General features: G+C 44.5%; 21 protein-coding genes and 1 other annotated feature. Of the genes, 18 read left to right on the top strand and 3 right to left on the bottom strand.

Annotation, left to right across the window (positions count from 1 at the left end):
* Positions 1-3 precede the first annotated feature (3 nt).
* The 10 genes from CF394_RS12830 to CF394_RS12875 all read left to right on the top strand — a co-directional run bounded on the left by CF394_RS12830 (position 4) and on the right by CF394_RS12875 (position 10,396).
* Entirely contained in the window at positions 4-1,338 is a 1,335-nt protein-coding gene (locus tag CF394_RS12830) for a replication initiation and membrane attachment family protein (protein WP_094944125.1), read from the top strand.
* A 5-nt stretch (positions 1,339-1,343) separates the two neighbouring features.
* A complete protein-coding gene (gene dnaI / locus CF394_RS12835; RefSeq protein WP_094944126.1) occupies positions 1,344-2,288 on the top strand; it encodes a primosomal protein DnaI in 945 nt (314 codons plus the stop codon).
* Between the two features lie 92 nt (positions 2,289-2,380).
* Positions 2,381-3,451, top strand: coding sequence for a Fe(3+) ABC transporter substrate-binding protein (locus tag CF394_RS12840; RefSeq protein WP_094944128.1), 1,071 nt, complete (start codon positions 2,381-2,383; stop codon positions 3,449-3,451).
* Between the two features lie 218 nt (positions 3,452-3,669).
* Complete coding sequence (locus tag CF394_RS12845; RefSeq protein ID WP_094944184.1) at positions 3,670-5,229, top strand: ABC transporter permease; 1,560 nt, start codon at positions 3,670-3,672, stop codon at positions 5,227-5,229.
* Positions 5,226-5,939, top strand: a complete 714-nt coding sequence (locus CF394_RS12850; RefSeq protein WP_094944130.1) for an ABC transporter ATP-binding protein — start codon at positions 5,226-5,228, stop codon at positions 5,937-5,939. The genes CF394_RS12845 and CF394_RS12850 overlap by 4 nt, the downstream gene beginning before the upstream one ends.
* A gap of 315 nt (positions 5,940-6,254) precedes the next feature.
* Positions 6,255-8,198 (top strand): threonine--tRNA ligase, encoded by a 1,944-nt coding sequence (gene thrS, locus CF394_RS12855; protein ID WP_094944132.1) that lies wholly within the window; start codon positions 6,255-6,257, stop codon positions 8,196-8,198.
* 265 nt (positions 8,199-8,463) lie between these two features.
* On the top strand, positions 8,464-8,967 hold the full coding sequence (gene infC, locus CF394_RS12860) for a translation initiation factor IF-3 (protein ID WP_106408211.1): 504 nt from the start codon (positions 8,464-8,466) through the stop codon (positions 8,965-8,967).
* 31 nt (positions 8,968-8,998) lie between these two features.
* Positions 8,999-9,199: a 50S ribosomal protein L35 gene (gene rpmI, locus CF394_RS12865; RefSeq protein WP_094944135.1), complete on the top strand. Its 201-nt coding sequence runs from the start codon at positions 8,999-9,001 to the stop codon at positions 9,197-9,199.
* Between the two features lie 36 nt (positions 9,200-9,235).
* Complete coding sequence (gene rplT / locus CF394_RS12870; RefSeq protein ID WP_094944136.1) at positions 9,236-9,595, top strand: 50S ribosomal protein L20; 360 nt, start codon at positions 9,236-9,238, stop codon at positions 9,593-9,595.
* 540 nt (positions 9,596-10,135) lie between these two features.
* Positions 10,136-10,396, top strand: coding sequence for a DUF1294 domain-containing protein (locus CF394_RS12875; RefSeq protein WP_094944138.1), 261 nt, complete (start codon positions 10,136-10,138; stop codon positions 10,394-10,396).
* A 13-nt stretch (positions 10,397-10,409) separates the two neighbouring features.
* Here the strand turns inward: CF394_RS12875 and CF394_RS12880 are convergent, their stop codons facing one another.
* A complete protein-coding gene (locus CF394_RS12880; RefSeq protein WP_094944139.1) occupies positions 10,410-10,799 on the bottom strand; it encodes a sigma-w pathway protein ysdB in 390 nt (129 codons plus the stop codon).
* An 89-nt stretch (positions 10,800-10,888) separates the two neighbouring features.
* Between CF394_RS12880 and CF394_RS12885 the strand changes: the two genes are divergently transcribed.
* From CF394_RS12885 to argF, 3 genes are all read left to right on the top strand, one after another.
* Positions 10,889-11,377, top strand: a complete 489-nt coding sequence (locus CF394_RS12885; protein WP_094944141.1) for a dUTP diphosphatase — start codon at positions 10,889-10,891, stop codon at positions 11,375-11,377.
* A 66-nt stretch (positions 11,378-11,443) separates the two neighbouring features.
* Positions 11,444-12,532, top strand: a complete 1,089-nt coding sequence (locus CF394_RS12890) for a M42 family metallopeptidase (RefSeq protein ID WP_094944142.1) — start codon at positions 11,444-11,446, stop codon at positions 12,530-12,532.
* Positions 12,533-12,684: 152 nt separating this feature from the next.
* Positions 12,685-13,647 (top strand): ornithine carbamoyltransferase, encoded by a 963-nt coding sequence (gene argF, locus CF394_RS12895; protein ID WP_094944144.1) that lies wholly within the window; start codon positions 12,685-12,687, stop codon positions 13,645-13,647.
* A 107-nt stretch (positions 13,648-13,754) separates the two neighbouring features.
* On the opposite strand, the gene sspI is transcribed toward argF, so the two are convergent.
* Positions 13,755-13,964: a small acid-soluble spore protein SspI gene (gene sspI, locus CF394_RS12900; protein WP_094944146.1), complete on the bottom strand. Its 210-nt coding sequence runs from the start codon at positions 13,962-13,964 to the stop codon at positions 13,755-13,757.
* 93 nt (positions 13,965-14,057) lie between these two features.
* Between sspI and CF394_RS12905 the strand changes: the two genes are divergently transcribed.
* The 3 genes from CF394_RS12905 to pheT all read left to right on the top strand — a co-directional run bounded on the left by CF394_RS12905 (position 14,058) and on the right by pheT (position 18,583).
* Positions 14,058-14,822: a TrmH family RNA methyltransferase gene (locus CF394_RS12905; RefSeq protein ID WP_094944148.1), complete on the top strand. Its 765-nt coding sequence runs from the start codon at positions 14,058-14,060 to the stop codon at positions 14,820-14,822.
* Positions 14,823-14,859: 37 nt separating this feature from the next.
* Positions 14,860-15,083 (top strand) — a binding site (T-box leader).
* A gap of 41 nt (positions 15,084-15,124) precedes the next feature.
* Positions 15,125-16,162 (top strand): phenylalanine--tRNA ligase subunit alpha, encoded by a 1,038-nt coding sequence (gene pheS, locus CF394_RS12910; RefSeq protein ID WP_094944149.1) that lies wholly within the window; start codon positions 15,125-15,127, stop codon positions 16,160-16,162.
* Between the two features lie 12 nt (positions 16,163-16,174).
* The gene (gene pheT / locus CF394_RS12915; protein ID WP_094944151.1) at positions 16,175-18,583 is read left to right on the top strand and encodes a phenylalanine--tRNA ligase subunit beta; all 2,409 of its coding nucleotides are present in this window, start codon (positions 16,175-16,177) and stop codon (positions 18,581-18,583) included.
* 212 nt (positions 18,584-18,795) lie between these two features.
* Here pheT and rnhC read toward each other — a convergent pair whose 3' ends face one another.
* Positions 18,796-19,710, bottom strand: coding sequence for a ribonuclease HIII (gene rnhC / locus CF394_RS12920; protein WP_094944153.1), 915 nt, complete (start codon positions 19,708-19,710; stop codon positions 18,796-18,798).
* A 78-nt stretch (positions 19,711-19,788) separates the two neighbouring features.
* Here rnhC and zapA point away from each other — a divergent pair, with 78 nt between their 5' ends.
* Together zapA and CF394_RS12930 are read left to right on the top strand one after the other, a co-directional pair.
* On the top strand, positions 19,789-20,061 hold the full coding sequence (zapA, locus tag CF394_RS12925; protein WP_094944154.1) for a cell division protein ZapA: 273 nt from the start codon (positions 19,789-19,791) through the stop codon (positions 20,059-20,061).
* Positions 20,054-20,605: a CvpA family protein gene (locus tag CF394_RS12930; RefSeq protein WP_094944156.1), complete on the top strand. Its 552-nt coding sequence runs from the start codon at positions 20,054-20,056 to the stop codon at positions 20,603-20,605. The genes zapA and CF394_RS12930 overlap by 8 nt, the downstream gene beginning before the upstream one ends.
* The last annotated feature ends 55 nt before the right edge of the window (positions 20,606-20,660 follow it).

Here is a 20,660-nt window from a genome sequence, read left to right on the forward strand (position 1 = left end):
CAGATGCTACACAAAGAACTACAACCTATGGACGCCTTCCGCACCAGTGTCGCTGCTCCCATTTCGACAGAAGACCTACAAACCCTTACCCTATTTTACCAGCCAATCATCGGCCCTGAAGCGTTCACGCTGTATCAACAGCTTTGGACATTCTCTGATTCTATGAAGACGGAGTACAGCCATTATAGCTTGATGAACGCGATGTCTCTTACAGCACAACGAATTTTTGAGGCCCGTGCGCATCTAGAAGCAATTGGACTACTTCGCACGTGGCGAACAGGGGACGAAGAACGAACGTTTTACTATGAGCTACAGAAGCCGCTAACGCCACAAGCGTTCTTTGCGGATCCTCTTTTATCCATCTTCTTATGGAATAAGATTGGAGACCAGAGCTATCAGCAACTTGAGAAGCGGTACCAAAAATCAACTCCGTGGCGGAAAAAAGGCGTCGAAGTAACACGGACATTTACGGATGTCTTTCAGCCAAACCTTAAGCAAAAGAACGTTACAGCTAGTACTGAGAAAGACAATCGCGAAAGTTACGAGTTTGAGCACGAGTTTGATTTTGAGCTGTTACTCGACGGGTTGAGTGAACATCTGTTGCCTCGCAAACTGGTCACACCAGACATCAAGAGACTGATTACGAAGCTTGCGTTCTTATATGGTTATTCGCCGCTCGATATGCAGAAGATCATTTTGTTAGCAGTGGATGATCCAACCCATATCTCAACGGAGCGTTTGAAACGGTCTTGTGAAGATTACTTTAAGTTAAAAGTGGACCGGTCACCTGCCCTTAAATCTTCAGTGAAACAGCAGCAGGTAGAATCAAATACAACCACTCCTGCAGTACCTCCAGCCTCTAAAGAGCAAGAGTACTTGTTGTATCTGGAGAACACGTCGCCACTTGAAGTGCTGAGAGATAGTGCGGGTGGGAAAGAGCCGTTCCCTGCGGATATCGAGCTCGTCAACCGTTTCATCACAGTCTATGAGATGCCTACTGGAGTCGTCAACGTCTTAATTCAGTATGTGATGCTGCGTACAGACATGAAACTGACGAAGACATTTGCTGAGAAGATCGCCTCACACTGGGTTCGTAAAAAAGTGAAGACAGCTAAAGAAGCGATGGAACTCGCACGTCAAGAACATACGCAGTACATGAAATGGAAGAACGGGGAAACCACGTCTTCAAACAAGTCTTACAAACGACAAGAAAAAGTACCTGAATGGTTAGACAAGAAAACACCTGCTAAGAAATCTGCAGCTGTAGAATCGACCATTGATATAGAAGCGGAACGTCAAAAGTTGCTTGCTGAAATCAGCGCAACGAAAGGCCGGTGAATGAAATGGAACCAATCAATCGGACATTAAAACGCATGATCTCGAATCCTTCTTTTGCTACTCGGATGGAAGAGATGAAAAAAGAAGTGTTAGAAAACCGAGATGTTCAAGATTTTCTACAAGCGAATGCGAATGTCGTGACACCTGACATCTTGAATGCCAGCATGAGTAAGCTCTATGAATATGTAGAACAGACGCATGACTGCAAAGGATGCCCGAGTGTAGTACAGTGCCAAAACTTGATTAAAGGATTTGAGCCGCGTCTTGTAATGGGCAAGGGGCGCATTGAAATCGATTACTCTCGTTGCCGTCAGGGCCGAATTGAAGATGAACGCCAATCAATTTCTTCGATGATTCACAGCATGCACATGCCAAAAGATGTGCTCGCTGCTACGTTTTCAAATGTGGATCTTACTGACGGATCACGAGTTCTAGCGCTACGAGCTGCAAAAAACTTTATCGATGCTTACGAGAAGGATCATGTTCTTCCAACAAAAGGGCTCTATATTCACGGGTCGTTTGGAGTAGGGAAATCGTTTATTCTTGGAGCTATTGCGAATGAACTGGCAGACCGACAAATCTCAACGGTTCTTGTTTATGTACCAGAGTTCTTGCGAGAAATGCGTCAATCCATTCAAGAAAATTCGTTGAGCGAGAAAATGGAGACGGTGAAAAATGCATCTGTCTTGATGCTCGATGACCTGGGAGCGGAGACGATGTCGTCATGGACTCGAGACGATATTATCGGGACGATCTTGCAGCACCGCATGGCACAACAACTACCAACTTTTATTTCTTCAAACTTTACTTATGAAGAACTTCAGCATCATTTTACAACTACACAACGTGGAGAGAAAGAGCCTGTTAAAGCAGGACGAATTCTTGAACGAATCAAAGCTTTGACGATTCCGATTCAACTCCAAGGGAAAAATTGGCGAGAAAGTTACTAAACTTTTTCGCTTTTTTGTTGATTTTCATTCTCAGTGAGGCTATACTAATCCATGGAAATGAAATTCATTATCAATTAAAAAGGAGCGACACCATGAAAAAGTTACTTACTTTAGTTGCCATCTTGACATTATTCTTAGCGGCTTGTTCTAATTCTTCAAACGAGCCTACAAATAATGAAACTTCATCAGCACCGGAAGGAACTGAAGAAGCTGGTGAAGTAAATCTTTACACAAGCCGTCACTATGATGTAGACGATGAACTTTATGCAAAATTCACAGAAGAAACAGGAATTAAAGTTAATGTTATTAATGGAGAAGCGGATGAGTTATTAGAGCGTATTAAGCGTGAAGGCGAAGCAACTGAAGCAGATCTTTTATATACAGCAGACGTGGGGCGTTTATTCCGCGCTAAAGACGAAGGTGTGCTTGAAGCTGCTGAAAGCGATGTCCTAGCACAACAAATTCCAGAAAAATACCGTGACGCAGACAACCAATGGTTTGGTCTTACAAAACGTGCACGTGTTATGGTCTACAACCAAGAAACAGTAAAACCTGAAGACCTATCAACATACGAAGCTTTAACTGAAGAAAAGTGGAATGGTCGTGTATTGATTCGTTCATCAGAAAATATTTACAACCAATCGTTACTTGCTTCATTTATCGCGATCGATGGTGAAGAAAAAGCAACAGAGTGGGCAGAAGGCTTAGTGAAAAACTTTGCGCGTGATCCTGAAGGTGGAGACCGCGACCAAGCTAAAGCGGTAGCTGCAGGTATTGGTGATGTAGCAATTATGAACACTTATTATTTAGGGCAAATGCTTAACTCTGATGACCCAGAAGAAGTAAAGGTAGCAGAAAACTTAGGCGTTTTCTTCCCGAACCAAGAAACAAGCGGGACACATGTTAACATTTCAGGTGCTGGTGTAGTTAAAGGTTCTAAAAATAAAGAAAATGCTATCAAACTTCTTGAGTTCTTGTCTGCTGAAGAAGCACAAGGTACTTTTGCAGAAGCCAACTATGAATATCCAGTTAACGAAGCGGTGCCTGCTTCTGAATTGCTTCAGTCATGGGGCGAGTTCAAAGAACAAGATATTCCTTTATCTGAACTTGGCACACACAATGCAAAATCCATTATGATCTTCAACCAAGTTGGTTGGAAGTAATCTCATGAGCCTCCCACTCGGGAGGTTTTTTTATTTTGTGAACATTCATCGAGAATGAGTATCATTTGCCGGACTTTTCACTTCTCTGCGTGCTATAATGATACCGCATAGAAATACGGTCTATAGAAGGGTATGACACCCACGTGAGAAAACTTTCCTACTACTTGAACGGATGGACCATTCTGTCCGTCATTATTGTTCTTTCTTTACTTTCCCCGATGCTTCCAATCATCGTTGGACTGCTAGCGCCATCTAGCGAAAACTGGGAGCATATCAAAGAATATATGCTCCAAGATTATATGAAAACGTCGTTCTTACTTGTTTTTTATACAGCTGTCGGAACTATAGTAATCGGAACAAGCCTAGCCTGGCTGATTGCTCAGTACGAGTTTCCACTAAGTCGTTTTTATAAGTGGGCACTGATCTTACCCTTGTCCATTCCACCATTTATTGCGGCATATACATATTCCGGAATGGTGAGTTATACAGGAGTCATTCAAACCACACTTCGCAATGTCTTCGATTTGCAAGTGAACCAAAAGTTTTTTGACATCATGAATATTCCGGGAGCCATTTTCATCTATACGATGTTCTTGTTTCCATATGTATATACCATCACGCGAGTGTTCTTGACGCAACAGGCCGCTTCGCTAGTCGAAAGTGCGAAGCTTCTTGGTAAAGGTCCCTGGGCGATTTTCTTCAAAGTCGTGTTGCCAATCTCCCGTGCAGCCATCATAGGTGGAGTAAGTCTCGTTTCTCTTGAAGTTTTGAACGATTACGGAGTCGTGAAATACTACGGGATTCAGACATTTAGTACAGCTATTTTCCAGACGTGGTTTGGCTTAGGCGACATCGATGCAGCCATCAAGCTTGCGGCATCTCTGATGACATTCGTCGTGTTGATGCTTGTCGTGGAGAAGCTTCTCCGAGGAACAAAACAGTTCAGTTATTCCAATACGAAAGTAAACCCGTTGCCAAAGGTGAGACTTACCGGTTTCCGTAAATGGGGTGCGTTTGGGTATGTGACGTTGATCTTCTGTCTTGCCTTCTTGATTCCTGTCATTCAGTTGATCGACTGGTTCGTGTTGACGTGGGGGGCTATTCCTAACGATGAGTTCACGACCTACATTCGCAACTCAATGCTAGTAGCAGGAATTGCTTCTGTCGTCATCATTGCCGGAGCTTTAATTGTAGGGAACTTCCAACGATTTGCGAGAGGGCGTATCGGAAAAGTGTTGCCGAAGTTTACAATTGTGGGTTATTCAATTCCAGGAGCTGTCATTGCAGTTGCTATCGTCACGATGTTTATCTGGCTCGATCGTCAGCTTGGATCTTTCTATAATGCTTGGGGACTAGATTCAACACTTGTCCTCAGTACCAGCGTAGTGATGCTGATTGTGGCATACATCGTCCGTTTCTTCGCCATTGGGTACAATGCCATTGAGTCCGGCTACGATAAAATTGGAGTAAACTTTAGCTTAGCGTCCCGCATGCTTGGAGCTTCCGTGACAAAGACATTTTTCAAAGTTGATATTCCACTTCTTAAAGGAGCTATTATTTCTGGTTTGATGCTGGTATTTGTAGATATCATGAAAGAGATTCCGCTCACTTTGATATTACGACCCTTCAATTTTGAGACGCTCGCAACAAAAGCGTTCCAGTACGCTGGAGATGAAAAAATCATGCAAGCCAGTCAACCGTCTCTTATCATTATCGCCATGAGTGCTCTAGCCATCTTTATATTCTATAGATTGCTGGATAAGGAGGATGCAAAATGACCATTGAAATTAAAGACGTATGTTTCTCTTATCGCAATAGTAAAGAACTCGCCATCGATCATTTTTGCATGACGATTGAAACTGGAGAAGTGATTTCTATCCTCGGACGAAGCGGGAGTGGAAAGAGTACGATGCTTCGGATCCTTGCAGGTCTTGAGATTCCTAAAAAAGGAGAATTTCGTCTGTATGAGGAGACGATGTTTGATGGAAAACACTTCGTGCAACCAGAAAAACGCGGCATCGGTCTTGTCTTTCAAGATTACGCCTTGTTCCCGCACATGACGGTTCTTGATAATGTGAAGTTTGGACTGAGCCATCTGTCTCGTACCGAGCGGTTGAAGCGGGCGAATGAAGTACTGGAACTAGTCGAGATGGGAGAGTACAAAAAGCGCTATCCGCATCAATTAAGTGGTGGTCAGCAGCAACGTGTTGCTCTCGCACGTGCACTTGCACCGAATCCAAAACTGCTGTTACTTGATGAGCCATTCTCTAACCTAGATAAAGAGCTTCAGTATAAGATTCGTGAAGAGCTGTACTCGATTTTGAAACGTGCACAGATCACATCCATCTTTGTGACGCACGACGAAGACGATGCGCACACGATTGCAGATCGTATCGTCAAACTCGATCAAGGGAAGATTACAAAGATCGGTCGTCCATGCGATATGTTGGGTACGCCGCTGAAGCGCCCGGAAGTCATTTTAAAATAAGGGTTGCGAAAGCCTGCGACTATCGGTATACTAATTTTCATAATTACGTTACATGTAGCGATGAGGACATGAACAAAAAGATGAGCCATTATAGAGAGAGAAGCCTAGGCTGGAAGCTTCTTATGGACCGCTGTTGTTTACCACCTCTGAACAGTATGCAAACCAATGCATACCGGTACCGGCCGTTATCCGATGTAGAGCTTCGTTTGCATTCGTGCAGACAGAAGAAGGGTGGAACCACGAATTAATTCCTCGTCCCTTTATTGGGACGGGGATTTTTTGCGTTCTACAGAACTTGAAAAGGAGAGAATTGTCATGTCAGAAAACATTCAACTGATTTATCCAGACGGCGCTGTAAAGGAGTTTAAACGTGGCACAACAATGGAAGACGTTGCCCAGTCCATCAGCCCAGGTCTTCGTAAAAAAGCACTAGCTGCTAAGATCGATGGCAAACTAGTCGATTTGAAAACGCCACTTCAAGAAGGCGGTGCGATGGAGATCATCACTCCAGACTCGCCAGATGCCCTTGAGATTTTGCGTCACTCATCAGCTCACTTACTTGCTCAAGCTGTGAAGCGTCTTTACCCAGATGCGAAGCTAGGTGTTGGTCCTGTCATTGAAGGCGGATTCTACTACGACATCGATTCGGAACAGCCGATCACTTCAGAAGATCTAGTTGTGATTGAAAAAGAAATGAAGAAAATTATTAATGAAAACATTGAAATCACTCGTCATGACGTTTCTCGTGACGAAGCGTATGCTCGTTTTTCTGAAATTGAAGATCCATACAAGCTTGAGTTGTTAGAAGCGATTCCAGCAGATGAGCAAGTCTCGATTTACGAACAAGGCGAATTCTTCGACCTATGCCGTGGTGTTCACGTCCCTTCAACTGGGAAACTTAAAGAGTTCAAGTTGCTAAGCGTTGCAGGTGCTTACTGGCGCGGAGACAGCGACAACAAGATGCTTCAACGTATATACGGAACTGCATTTTTCACTAAAGAAGATTTGAAAGAGCATTTACGTCTTCTTGAAGAAGCGAAAGAACGCGACCACCGCAAAATCGGGAAAGAGCTTGATCTATTCATGAACAGCCAAAAGGTCGGCCAAGGTCTTCCGTTATGGTTACCAAAAGGTGCAACGATTCGCCGCATCATCGAGCGTTATATCGTTGATAAAGAAGTGCAACTTGGTTACGATCACGTTTACACTCCAGTGATGGCGAGCGTGGAGCTTTATAAAACTAGTGGTCACTGGGATCACTATCAGGAGAACATGTTCCCTGTGATGGCAATGGACAACGAGGAACTGGTCCTCCGTCCGATGAACTGTCCACACCACATGATGATCTACAAAAACGGGATCCACTCGTACCGCAACTTGCCGATTCGTATTGCAGAGCTTGGCACAATGCACCGTTACGAGATGTCTGGAGCGCTTTCTGGTCTTCAACGTGTTCGAGGAATGACATTGAACGATGCACACATCTTCGTCCGTCCAGATCAAATCAAAGAAGAGTTCAAACGTGTTGTTCAGTTGATTCTAGAAGTTTATAAAGACTTCAACCTAGAAGAATATTCGTTCCGTCTGTCGTACCGTGATCCTGCGGATACTGAAAAATATTTCGATGACGATCAAATGTGGGAACGCGCACAAGGGATGTTGAAAGAAGCGATGGATGAGCTTGGTCTTGATTACTACGAAGCAGAAGGCGAAGCAGCGTTCTATGGACCGAAGCTTGATGTGATGGTGAAGACGGCTCTTGGTAAAGAAGAGACACTGTCTACCGCTCAACTTGATTTCTTGCTTCCTGAGCGTTTCGACTTGAACTACATTGGAGAAGACGGCAAGCAGCACCGCCCAGTTGTTATCCACCGTGGTGTCGTTTCTACTATGGAACGTTTTGTTGCTTTCTTGATCGAAGAATACAAAGGGGCCTTCCCAACATGGCTTGCTCCTGTACAGCTTCAAATCATTCCAGTTTCTAATGAAGTACATCATGATTACGCGAAGCAGCTAGAAGAGAAGTTCAAATCGAAAGGCTTCCGCGTTCACATAGATGACCGTGAAGAGAAGCTTGGTTACAAAATCCGCGAAGCACAGATGCAAAAGATTCCGTACATGCTCGTTCTTGGAGACAAGGAAAAAGAAGCAGGCGAAGTCAATGTCCGTAAATACGGAGAACAAAAATCAGAGAGTATGGCATTTGAAGACTTCTTAGCGCATATTGTGAAAGAAGTGCAATCATCTGTTGACAACTGATTCGTCAGGTGCTATAGTTAGTAAGGTTATTGAATACATGTTTGTGGTATAAGAAGAGGCTGCCCGCTTCTCACCTGTTCGACATTATGTTGACTGGTTCGCACAAGAACGACTTTCACATGCATTTTGCATGTCGTATAGCGGCGGGCAGACAGAGATGTCTGCCCGCTTTTTATATGGGTACAAGTTGTGAACAGCAACTGCACTTCATACCCGACCTTGTATTCGCGATACTATTTGGAGGTGGATTATTATTAGCAAAGACATGTATGTAAACGAAGGCATCCGCGCAAGAGAATTACGTGTAATTGACCAAAATGGTGATCAGCTTGGACTTAAATCACGTAACGAAGCGCTCGAGATTGCTGCTCGCGTTAACTTAGACCTTGTCCTTGTGGCCCCTCAAGCCAAGCCACCTGTTGCTCGTATTATGGATTATGGTAAATTCAAATTCGAACAACAGAAAAAAGATCGCGAGATTCGTAAAAATCAAAAAGTTGTCGTCATGAAAGAGGTTCGCTTGAGCCCATCGATTGACGAACATGATTTCCAAACGAAACTTCGTAATGCCATTAAGTTCCTTGAAAAAGGGGACAAAGTGAAAGCATCGATCCGTTTTAAAGGCCGTGCCATCACGCATAAAGAAATTGGACAACGTGTCCTTGATCGTTTTGCGGAAGCATGTGCAGAGGTTTCTACTGTAGAGCAGAAGCCAAAAATGGATGGACGCAGCATGTTCTTGGTTTTAGCGCCAAAGAACGAGAAATAAGCATTTAGAAATTGTTTAGGAGGAATTCGACATGCCGAAAATGAAAACTCACCGTGGAGCAGCAAAGCGCTTCAAAAAAACGGGTACTGGGAAACTTAAGCACGATCGTGCATATGGTAGCCACTTATTTGGAAACAAATCTACAAAAGCGAAACGCAAACTTCGCAAGCTTAAAGTAGTTTCTTCTGGCGACTACAAGCGCATCCGTACACTATTAACGTACATGAAGTAATTCGACTATAAATGAAATAGCAGGAGGTTGTTTAATATGCCACGTGTAAAAGGTGGAACAGTAACGCGTCAGCGTCGTAAAAAAGTCATTAAATTAGCTAAAGGATACTACGGTTCAAAACACACACTTTATAAAGTTGCTAACCAAGCAGTTATGAAGTCTGGTATGTACGCATACCGTGACCGTCGTCAAAAGAAACGTGATTTCCGTAAATTATGGATCACACGTATCAATGCGGCAGCACGTTTGAACGGTCTTTCTTACAGCCGTTTAATGTTCGGTCTTAAATTAGCTGGTATCGAAGTTAACCGTAAAATGTTAGCTGACCTAGCTGTAACGGATGCTGCTGCATTCACTCAGTTAGCTGATGCTGCTAAAAAAGCAATGGACAAATAAGTTCGACTTTCTAAGAGTCCTTCTCCCGATTTGGGAGGAGGGCTTTTTTGTTTTATTTTAGATGTGTAAGGCGTTTGGTCAGAAATGCTTCGGAAATTGGGCGTGCCCGTGAAGGCGTATTTTGCCTTTGCGGGTGCGAACGATTTTTGAATGTATTTCTAACGCCTGTAACTCGATTAGATATGATGTGGAAGGAGTTTTGTGGGGGTGAGCGGTCGTTCATGGTCATGGGAGGGGGAGTTGTTCTGCATGGGAGGTGATTTCATAGGCATGGAGTGATGATTTGTTGAGCAACAGAAGTGGCCTCTTCGACATTGAGTACGAATCGTGCCAACATCGGGCCGAATCGCGCCAACATCGGTCCGAATCGTGCCAACTCCGAGCGAATCGTGCCAACTCCGAGCGAATCGCGCCAACATCGGTCCGAATCGTGCCAACATCAAGGCGAATCGCGCCAACCTCGACCAAGCCACATCAACTAGACCTACCCCCAACCTAGCACTGTCTGCTAAACTAAGTAAGGAAAGAAGGAGGGAAATCATGGACTATCTTTGGATCATCGTAGTCGTCATGTCTGCTATCGCATTCTTCACGATGCGGTATGACAAGAACCAAGCAAGAAAAGGGGGTCAGCGTGTCCCGGAAAATACCTTATGGTTACTGGCGTTACTAGGTGGAGGACCAGGAGCTTATGCAGGCATGCAGGCGTTTCGCCATAAGACGAAGCATACACAGTTTCGAATTGGGTTTCTTGTGCTTGCACTTTTAGATTTATTTCTGCTTGTTTATTTGTCCAATTAAAAAAAGAGCCCGCTTAAACGGACTCTTTGTGGCCTTTCAATAGTTGCTCGATAGGACTTTTCCAGCTGATGGTGGCGTGCGGATAGCTAAGTCGAATCTCTTTTTCAAGAAATTCAAAATCGTCTCGCGTCATGCCTTGAAGCTTATGAATGTCATGGGCCCAAACAAATATGGAGACGACATCAAAAGCATCTTTTGTGGTGCCTAGATACTTTTCTCCCTCAAAGACAGCGCCTTGGTAAGAGATGAGAAAGTTTTTGCGTGCATTTTTGCTGTCATCGTAGAAGTAGTAGGCTTCTTTTTCGATGGCTTCATCTAGCTTCCGCTTCGGATCTAGTAAATATCGCATTAGTTTATACAAGGCATAGGCCAGTAAAATTATTAAGATCACTCGGAAAATCATGACACCACTCCCTTATACATAACCACTTATTACTTTATACGGAACAAAAATCATTTGGTTTCAAACTAATTGAAAAAAGGTGAGAAAAAATGGAACTTCAAACATTAGTCGAGATGCAGCGCCAGTTAGATCAATATATAGAAGAAAAGCGAGGAATCGAAGAAGATGTCTTTGACCGAAAAGTCATTGCATTATTAGTCGAGCTTGGCGAACTGGCAAACGAAACACGAAGCTTCAAATTTTGGAGCGACAAGGGACCATCAGATAAAGCAATCATCGTCGAAGAATATGTGGACTCGATTCATTTCTTATTATCCATTGGAATTGAAAAAGGTCTCGACACGCAGCTTACGACGTGGCGGGAAGGGGATCGAGCAGAAGACCTGAATAGTGCGTTTCTTCAAACCTACGAACGCATTTTAAAATTCCAGAACCACTCAGACTTCTCGAATTATGCAAAGATCTGGGAATCTTACGCGGAGATTGCGAGACTACTAGGATTTACTACAGAGGATGTAGTAAGCGCATACCACGCTAAAAACGAACTTAATTACACACGACAACAGACAGGCTACTAACTTACTGTTTACATTCTATTCAGTCTTTTCGTATAATGGAAATAGATTGTTTAGGAGGTCGAAATAATGACGAAGCTAGATGAAACATTGACAATGTTAAAAGATCTAACCGATGCTCGCGGGATTCCCGGGAATGAACGCGAAGCTCGCGAAGTGATGGAGAAATACATTACACCGTTTGCGGATGAAGTATCTTACGACAACTTGGGAAGCTTGATTGCTAAAAAATCAGGGTCTCAAGATGGACCTAAAATCATGGTAGCTGGACATTTGGACGAAGTTGGATTCATGGTCTCTCGTATCGATGATAAAGGGTTTATCTTCTTCCAACCGGTTGGTGGTTGGTGGAATCAAGTCATGCTAGCACAACGTGTGACGATCGTTACTCGTAAAAAAGGAGACATCACAGGTGTCATCGGTTCTAAACCGCCGCACATCTTATCTCCAGAAGCTCGTAAAAAACCAGTTGATATTAAAGACATGTTCGTTGATATCGGTGCCTCTTCGAAAGAAGAAGCGATGGAGTGGGGAGTTCTTCCGGGAGACATGATCGTTCCTTACTTCGAGTTCCATGTGATGAACAATGAAAAACTTCTACTAGCTAAGGCTTGGGATAACCGTATCGGCTGTGCGATTGCAATCGACGTTCTTAAAGGTCTTCAAGGACAAGAACATCCAAACACTGTGTATGGTGTTGGAACAGTACAAGAAGAAGTAGGTCTTCGTGGTGCGAAGACAGCTGCTATGAAAGTACAACCAGATATCGCATTCGCTGTGGATGTCGGTATCGCTGGCGACACACCGGGAGTAACTCCTAAAGAGTCTACTTCTAAAATGGGTGAAGGTCCGCAAATCGTGTTGTTCGACGCTTCCATGGTATCCCACAAAGGTCTTCGTGATCTAGTTGTGGATACGGCGGACGAAGCAGGCATTCCGTATCAGTTCGAAACGATTGCTGGTGGCGGAACAGATGCAGGTGCTATTCACTTAACGATGAATGGTGTACCAGCTGTGGCGATTGGTGTAGCGACTCGTTATATTCACTCACATGCAGGAATCTTGCATCGTGATGATTACGAAAACGCTGTAAAACTGATTGTTGAGGTCATTAAAAAATTAGATGCGGATACAGTTGCAGAATTAAAATTTAACTAATTGTAGTAGACCCCTGGGGTTGTTACGATGATCGAGAAAACTCGATTGTGAGACAACCCCCGGGGTTATTTTATTATTTTGCATTGACATTCACCTTTATGTATATTTATAATACTAATTACATGAATATACATTAAGGGGATGTGGAAAAAATGAAGTTGTTAGAATGGGTGAACATTAAACCAGTAGAAAGTTTGAAAGGGAAAGATCTACTGACGTTATTTGATTATTCAACAGAAGAAGTAAAAGAATTGCTGGAACTTGCTAAAAACCTCAAGTTCCTTACGAAAGAAGGAAAGTGTCCACCACTTCTTGCAGGAAAGACACTTGGAATGATTTTTGAGAAACATTCGACTCGAACTCGCATCTCATTCGAAGTGGGAATGCAGCAACTTGGAGGTTACGGTATGTTTATGCATTCTCGTGATTTGCAAATTGGTCGTGGGGAGTCCGTGTACGATACGGCGCACGTGCTGTCGGGCTATCTAGATGGCATCATGATTCGCGCTAACTCCCATCAAATGGTGGAAGAGCTTGCGGAACATGCTCAGGTTCCAGTTATCAATGGTTTGACGGACTTGTTCCATCCATGCCAAGCTCTAGCGGATATGCTGACACTTCAAGAAGTTCAAGGAGAACTTGCTGGGAAGAAACTGACTTACATCGGAGACGGGAATAATGTGGCGCACTCGTTGGCCATTGCTGCAGCACATCTCGGAATGCACATTGCCATTGCCACACCTCCTGGCTATGAGCCGGTCGAGTGGATCGCAGAAAAGATCTCCAAGCTTGCTATAACAAACGGTGGGTCACTCCTCATCACAACTGATCCAGTTAAAGCGGTCGAGGGAGCTGATTGTATTTATACAGATGTTTGGACGTCGATGGGGCAAGAGGAAGAAACGCAGGCTCGTCTAAAAGCATTTCAGTCGTTCCAAGTAAATGATGCTCTCGTTGCTCATGCTAAAACAGATTATGCGTTCTTGCATTGTTTGCCAGCGCACCGCGAAGAAGAAGTCACGGCTAGTCTGATCGATGGGCCGAACTCGTATGTATTCCAACAAGCGGAGAACCGCTTGCATGCACAAAAAGCAGTACTTGCTTCCTTGTTATAACTTTCTGTAACGGCAGGCGTCCGCTACGGAGAGGTTTTGTTCAGGACTTGCCAGAGGGCGAGCTGAGCTACATAGTGAAATGGCCCGGGAGACGCTGGGCCATTTTTTTAATTGTTGAAAGTTTTCTCAAGCAGTTTGACGGCATCTTGCTTGAGATGCGGTTCGGCTTGCTGCCACCATTTTTTAAAGAACACACCGAGACCAGGCAAGAAATGCTCGTTGCATTTTTTGATAGCATCTTCGACCATAGCGTACAAGTCTTCAGAACTAGAACCGGCTACACTCGAACTGATCGATTGTCGAATTTGAAATGACATGTTTATCCCTCCGTTTCCTCCCTAGTATGTTTTCTGACAATCCAAATTATGCAGCAACCTGTGATACACTAAAAAGAAAAAAAGAGGTATCGTATGAAACGCATCGAATCGACTGGCAATGCTCTCGTGAAGCATTGGAAAAAACTGATCACGACTCGTAAAGATCGTGAAAAATCGAAAGAGTTTGTAGTGGAAGGCTATCACTTAGTGGAAGAAGCCTTGAAAGTCCCTGGGATGGTAAGGCATATCCTTTTAGGAGACCACGCTTCACTTGAGCACAAGTGGGATATAGACGGTGTTGAAGTGATTGAAATTAGTACAGAAGTAGTTAACGAGCTTGCTGACACAGAGCACACACAAGGCATCTTCGCACATTGTAGCGAACCGAGCTGGAAAGTCGCACCGAGTGAGTGGAGCCGCGTCCTACTTATTGACTCTGTCCAAGACCCAGGGAATGTAGGCACGATGATTCGCACGGCAGATGCTGCTGGAGTGGATGCTGTCATTTTAGGAAAAGGCAGCGCAGACGCATACAATCCAAAGACACTTCGTTCGGCTCAAGGCTCGACGTTCCATTTGCCGGTGATTAAAGCGGATCTTGAGGAATGGATTCCTTCACTTGCAGACGAAGGCTTCTCCATCATGGGAACGGCTCTTGAAAATGCGAGCAACTACAAAGAAGTAGCTGTCACACAGAAAATGGCGTTCATCATGGGGAACGAGGGAAGCGGTGTACAGCCAAACCTTCTGCAACAAGTGGACCAGCGCGTCTCGATTCCGATTTACGGAAAAGCAGAGTCGCTTAATGTGGCTATCGCTACGGCTATCGTCTTGTATCACTTCGCTGAAAAAGCTTGAATTTCCACTAGGGCACTCGTATAATTGAAATGAAAATACAACAGCAATGACCGGGAAAAGTATAAGAAGAGCTGAATGGTTTCAGGGAGAACGTGGCGAGACTGCAACCACTTCCCATTCGCTTCTTAGAAGTTCACCCCAGGTAGCTGCCACTTAGACCAGAAATGTAAAGGTGGCCGGTTCCGAGCCGTTATTCGTTTGAGTGATGATGCTTTGAGCATGATAACTAGGGTGGTACCGCGATGATAACTCGTCCCTTTTTGGGGCGGGTTTTTTGTTTGTCAAAAAAGGAGGAACAACTGATGGAAGCACAACTTGCTGCACTGAAACAAGAAGTTATTCAAAAGATCACAGATGCGCAATCAGTCAAAGAACTGCAAGACGTCCGCGTGGCGTATCTCGGTAAAAAAGGACCGATCACAGATTTACTCAAAGGTATGGGCAAATTGCCTGCTGAAGAGCGTCCGAAGATGGGAGCACTTGTTAATGAGATGCGCCAAGAAGTTACAGCTGTACTAGACGAGCGTTCGGTAGAGCTTGAGCAAGCGGCAATTGATGCCCAACTTGCAAACGAGACGATTGATGTGACGTTACCAGGACGTACGGTCCAAATCGGGAATCACCATCCGTTAACGAGAGTCATCGAAGAAATCGAAGACTTATTCATCGGTATGGGCTACGAGATCGCAGAAGGTCCAGAAGTCGAGAAAGATTATTACAACTTTGAAGCGCTAAACCTTCCGAAAGGTCACCCGGCTCGGGATATGCAAGACTCGTTCTACATCTCAGAAGAATTGTTATTACGCACGCACACGTCACCTGTTCAAGCACGTACGATGGAGCAGAAGCAAGGCGAACCGATTCGCATCATCTGTCCTGGTAAAGTGTTCCGTCGTGACAACGATGACGCGACACACTCGCACCAATTCATGCAAATCGAAGGATTAGTCATTGGCGAGAACATTCGTATGACCGATCTAAAGGGAACGCTTGACCTACTCGGGAAAAAGATGTTCGGTCAAGACCGTGAAATTCGTCTGCGCCCAAGCTTCTTCCCGTTCACTGAGCCATCTGTTGAAATGGATATCTCTTGCTTCAAATGTGGCGGTAGTGGCTGTTCAGTATGTAAAGGAACTGGCTGGATTGAAATTTTAGGTGCGGGTATGGTGCACCCAGATGTCCTTCGCATGGCAGGATACGATCCAGAAAAAGTGTCTGGTTTTGCTTTCGGTATCGGAGCAGAGCGAATTGCGATGCTGAAATATGGCGTAGAAGATATTCGCCATTTCTATACAAACGATATGCGATTCATCAAGCAATTTGAACGCAGTGAAGGGTAAGGAGGAGACAGTATGTTAGTATCACTCAATTGGTTAGCAGACTACGTGGATTTGACGGATCAACAGCCTGCTGAACTCGCAGAAAAAATTACGCGCTCGGGAATCGAAGTAGATGCCATCGAAGTGCGTTCACAAGATATGAAAAATGTCGTGATTGGTCACGTGGTTTCTAAAGAGAAACATCCGGAAGCGGACAAATTAAATATTTGCCAAGTTGACGTGGGAACAGGGGAATTGTCTCAAATCGTTTGTGGCGCTCCGAACGTGGATGCGGGGCAGAACGTGATTGTTGCAGTGCCTGGTGCACGTTTACCAGGAGGCTTTAAAATTAAGAAAGCGAAACTTCGCGGACAAGAATCAAACGGTATGATCTGTTCTCTTCAAGAGCTAGGGATCGAAGGGAAAGTTGTGCCGAAAGCCTTTGCAGATGGGATTTTTGTTTTGCCAGCGGATGCTCCAGTTGGACAAGACGCACTGGACTATCTAACGCTACATGATACGATCCTTGAGCTAGGTTTGACACCGAATCGCGCTGATGCGATGAGCATGTTAGGAGTCGCATACGAAGTAGCTGCTATTTTACAAAAGCCTGTTAAACTTCCGGAAATCGCTTATGCTTCTGCAACTGAAACGGCACAGGATGCATTAAAACTTCGTGTTGATGCGTTAGATGCAAATCCTCTGTATATCGCAAAAGTGATCAAAGATATCAAAGTCGGCCCATCCCCACAATGGTTGCAAAATCGCTTGATGGCAGTCGGTGTCCGACCTCACAACAATGTAGTCGACATCACGAACTATGTGTTGATGGAATACGGCCAACCGCTCCACGCGTTTGATTATGACCGTCTCGCAACGAAAGAAATCGTCGTTCGTATGGCTACTGAAGGCGAAGTGATGACAACTCTTGATGACCAAGAACGCAAATTGGTAGCTACAGACTTAGTCATCACAAACGGTCAAGAGCCAGTCGCTGTTGCTGGTGTTATGGGTGGCGCAAACAGTGAGGTCCATGCAGGCACGACTACTGTCGTACTAGAGTCTGCGTACTTCACAGGTAGCTTCATCCGTCAAACTTCGAAACGCCTAGGACTTCGCTCGGATGCGTCTGCTCGTTTTGAAAAAGGAGTCGACCCAAACCGTGTGGAAGCTGCTGCTGAACGTGCAGCTCAACTGCTTGCAGAGCTTGCAGGAGGAACGGTTTTAGCTGGTAGTGTGGTCGTAGATGAACTAGATAAATCGCCTAAGAAAGTAATCGTATCACCAGACTTCATCAACGAACGTCTAGGGATGAAAATTTCATTTGATGAGATGCAGCATATCTTGACGCGCTTACAGTTCCCATTCGAAGTAGCGAACGGCTTGTTCTACATCGATGCACCGACGCGTCGCCAAGACATCGTCATTCCAGAAGACATCGTAGAAGAAATTGCACGTATGTACGGCTATGACCGTATCCCGATGACGTTGCCAGAAGGCGCTCATCAAGCGGGTGGTTTGACTCCGTATCAAGCTAAACGTCGTCTAGTCCGTCAAACTCTTGAAGGAGCAGGACTCTATCAGGCGGTAACATATTCGTTGACGTCCTCAGAACAAGCACAACGATTTGCACTACACGAAGCACCGGTTACCAAATTATTAATGCCGATGTCGGAAGAACGCAGCACACTTCGTCAAAGTCTGATTCCTCATTTAGTAGAAGCAGCGAGCTATAATGTAGCACGCCGTGTAGAAAGTGTCGCACTTTATGAAGTGGGTTCTGTGTTCTTGGATCAAGGCATGGACGAATTGCCAGTAGAAATCGAGCATGTGGCAGGCGTTGTGACAGGCCTTTGGGTAGACAATGCATGGCAAGGCGAGAAGAAGCTAGTCGATTTCTTCGTAATAAAAGGAATCGTTGAAGCACTTGCAGCGAAACTTGGAGCAACTCTTTCTTACCGTCAAGCAAAACGAGACGGCTTGCACCCAGGACGCACTGCAGATATTTTGTTTGGCGAGATTGTGGTAGGCTTTATCGGTCAATTGCATCCTACTGAACAAAAACGTCTCGATTTGAAAGAGACATATGTGTTTGAACTGAACATGCAAGCACTGATTACAGAAGTTCTTCCAACCATCAGTTATACAGCCGTATCTCGTTTCCCGGCAATCACGCGTGATATCGCGCTAGTGGTGGACCGCGAAACGCCAGCAGCAACTTTGGAATCGGTAATCCGAGCTTCAGGTGGTAAGCTGGTGACAGGGATTCGTCTATTTGACTTATATCAAGGAGACAAGATGGCGGCCGATAAAAAATCGGTTGCGTTCTCCATCACATATCAAGATCCAGAGCGAACGCTAACAGACGAAGAAGTCGTAGCAGCACATGATAAAGTAATTTCTGCACTTGCTGAACAAGTAGGGGCGGAACTGCGAGGATAATTGGAAAAGACCTAGAGGATTTGTGTCCTCTAGGTCTTTTTTTGAGAAGTAAGTTCGGTTTAGTGTGACAGGATCTTTATAAGAAAAGTGGCGGGGTTTGTTCCCTTCAGACGCCAGTTTGTGCCCTTAAATCTTGGTTTGTGCCCGCAGCTCATCCGTTTGTGCCCTTTGTCTGTCGGTTTGTGTCCTTAGCCCTCCATCACACTAAAATCTCATCGCCGGGACAACTTCAACGCCTTTTGGGTATTCGCAAAATGGGCTTTCGTAATCGTCCGAAGATAATCTAAACCGCGTTTTCGAATGATGCGTGCGGCTACTTCATCGACTTTGGCGCCTGCCCCTTTTGGAATTGTCACACCAGCCTGTTCAGACAACTTATCCATTTCCTCTAGAAACGCATTGCGAGCTAGAATGGAAGCCGCTGCAACTGCTACATGAAGACCTTCTGCTTTTGTGGCAAAGTAAACATTTTCTTCAACGATCTCAAGTTGTTTCGCAAGGTGACGATAGTATACGGACTTTTCCGCAAATTGATCAATCAAAATAGCATCGGGCTTTGTATCTCCAAGCTTTCGCAACACATGTTTCAGAGCCTGGTTGTGAAGGAGAGCTTTGATTTTCCCTTGAGACCACTTTTTATCTGTAGCATCGTTGTACTTATTCATTGGAAGTACTAAGATGCTGTGTGGAAATGAGGCTTGGATGTCCGGCGCAACTTTGCGGATGAACGTATCGTTCAATTGTTTAGAATCTTTGCAGCCGAGTTCGATGGCCAATTCAATTTTATCGGCAGGGATGTAACAAGCTGCTACTGTAATCGGACCGAAAAAGTCTCCAGTTCCGGTTTCATCAGAGCCGATAACGGACAGACGGTCGAATCCAGCTGGAAGAAGAGCCGATTTTTTCTTAGCAGCCCCACCATCGGAAGCCTGCCACTTTTCAGCTTCTCGCGCGGCACCACTACCTTGAAACATGACTTTTCCGGAACGATAAGCGCTGATACGGGTATCAGAGAGCGCAGCGGCGAACACCATCCCAGGTGCTTTTACTGGGATTTCATAAGAAGAATATGAGGTTTTTAGTCTAGATAACGCATCGTTTTCAAGTTGAATGACAATGTTTGACATAACATGGGTTCCTTTCTTTCCAACTCACTTTACTTCATGGTATCATAGAAACTAGGATTTTCTGAGGAGGTCTTGTCTTTGTCAGATCAAACAATTACACGGGTAGCCGTGGATATTTACGGCAATACATACAAAATGGCAGGATATGAATCGGCTGGACATATGCGACTAGTAGCTACTATGGTAGATGATAAGATGAGAGAGATTCAACGTACCAATCCAAGCCTGGATACAGCAAAGCTTGCTGTCCTGACAGCCGTGAACACGATGCACGACTACTTAAAAGTAAAAGAACAAATGGAACAACTAGAACAGGAATTGAAACAGATAAAGGGCGGTCTAAATGGTTGATATTTTATTACTGATTATTCTTATTGGAGGCATCATTGTAGGAGCAAAGCGTGGACTGATTGTGCAGCTGATTCACATGGTTGGATTCGTCGTCGCTTTGATCGTTGCCTTTAAGTATTACAAACCTCTTGCAGAAAAATTTGTACTGTGGATTCCGTTTCCTGCTATCACGACAAATTCGCAACTGTCGTTTGCGGTGGAAGCATTGGATCTTGATCAAACGTTTTACCGAATCATCGCATTTGCACTCTTATTCTTCATTGTGAAGTTTGCACTGCAAATTGTTGCGTCTATGTTCGACTTCTTAAAGTTCTTACCAGTTCTTGGACAAGTGAGCAGTATTTTAGGTGCGGTTCTTGGATTTATTGAAATTTATTTCTTATTATTTGTCTTCCTATACGTACTCGCTCTATTACCAGTCGACTTTTTACAGACGGCAATCGGTGGCTCGGGCATCGCTCACTTTATTTTAGAGAACACCCCATTCTTATCTGAAGCGGTCAAAAACTGGTGGTACATCTATCAGGACAGCCGTGCATCATAATGAACCCAAAACTTCTCTCGCTAGCTGGGAGAAGTTTTTGTCGCTTTCATACAAA

The sequence above is a fragment of the Tetzosporium hominis genome (assembly GCF_002265435.1).
GTDB lineage: Bacteria > Bacillota > Bacilli > Bacillales_A > Planococcaceae > Chryseomicrobium > Chryseomicrobium hominis.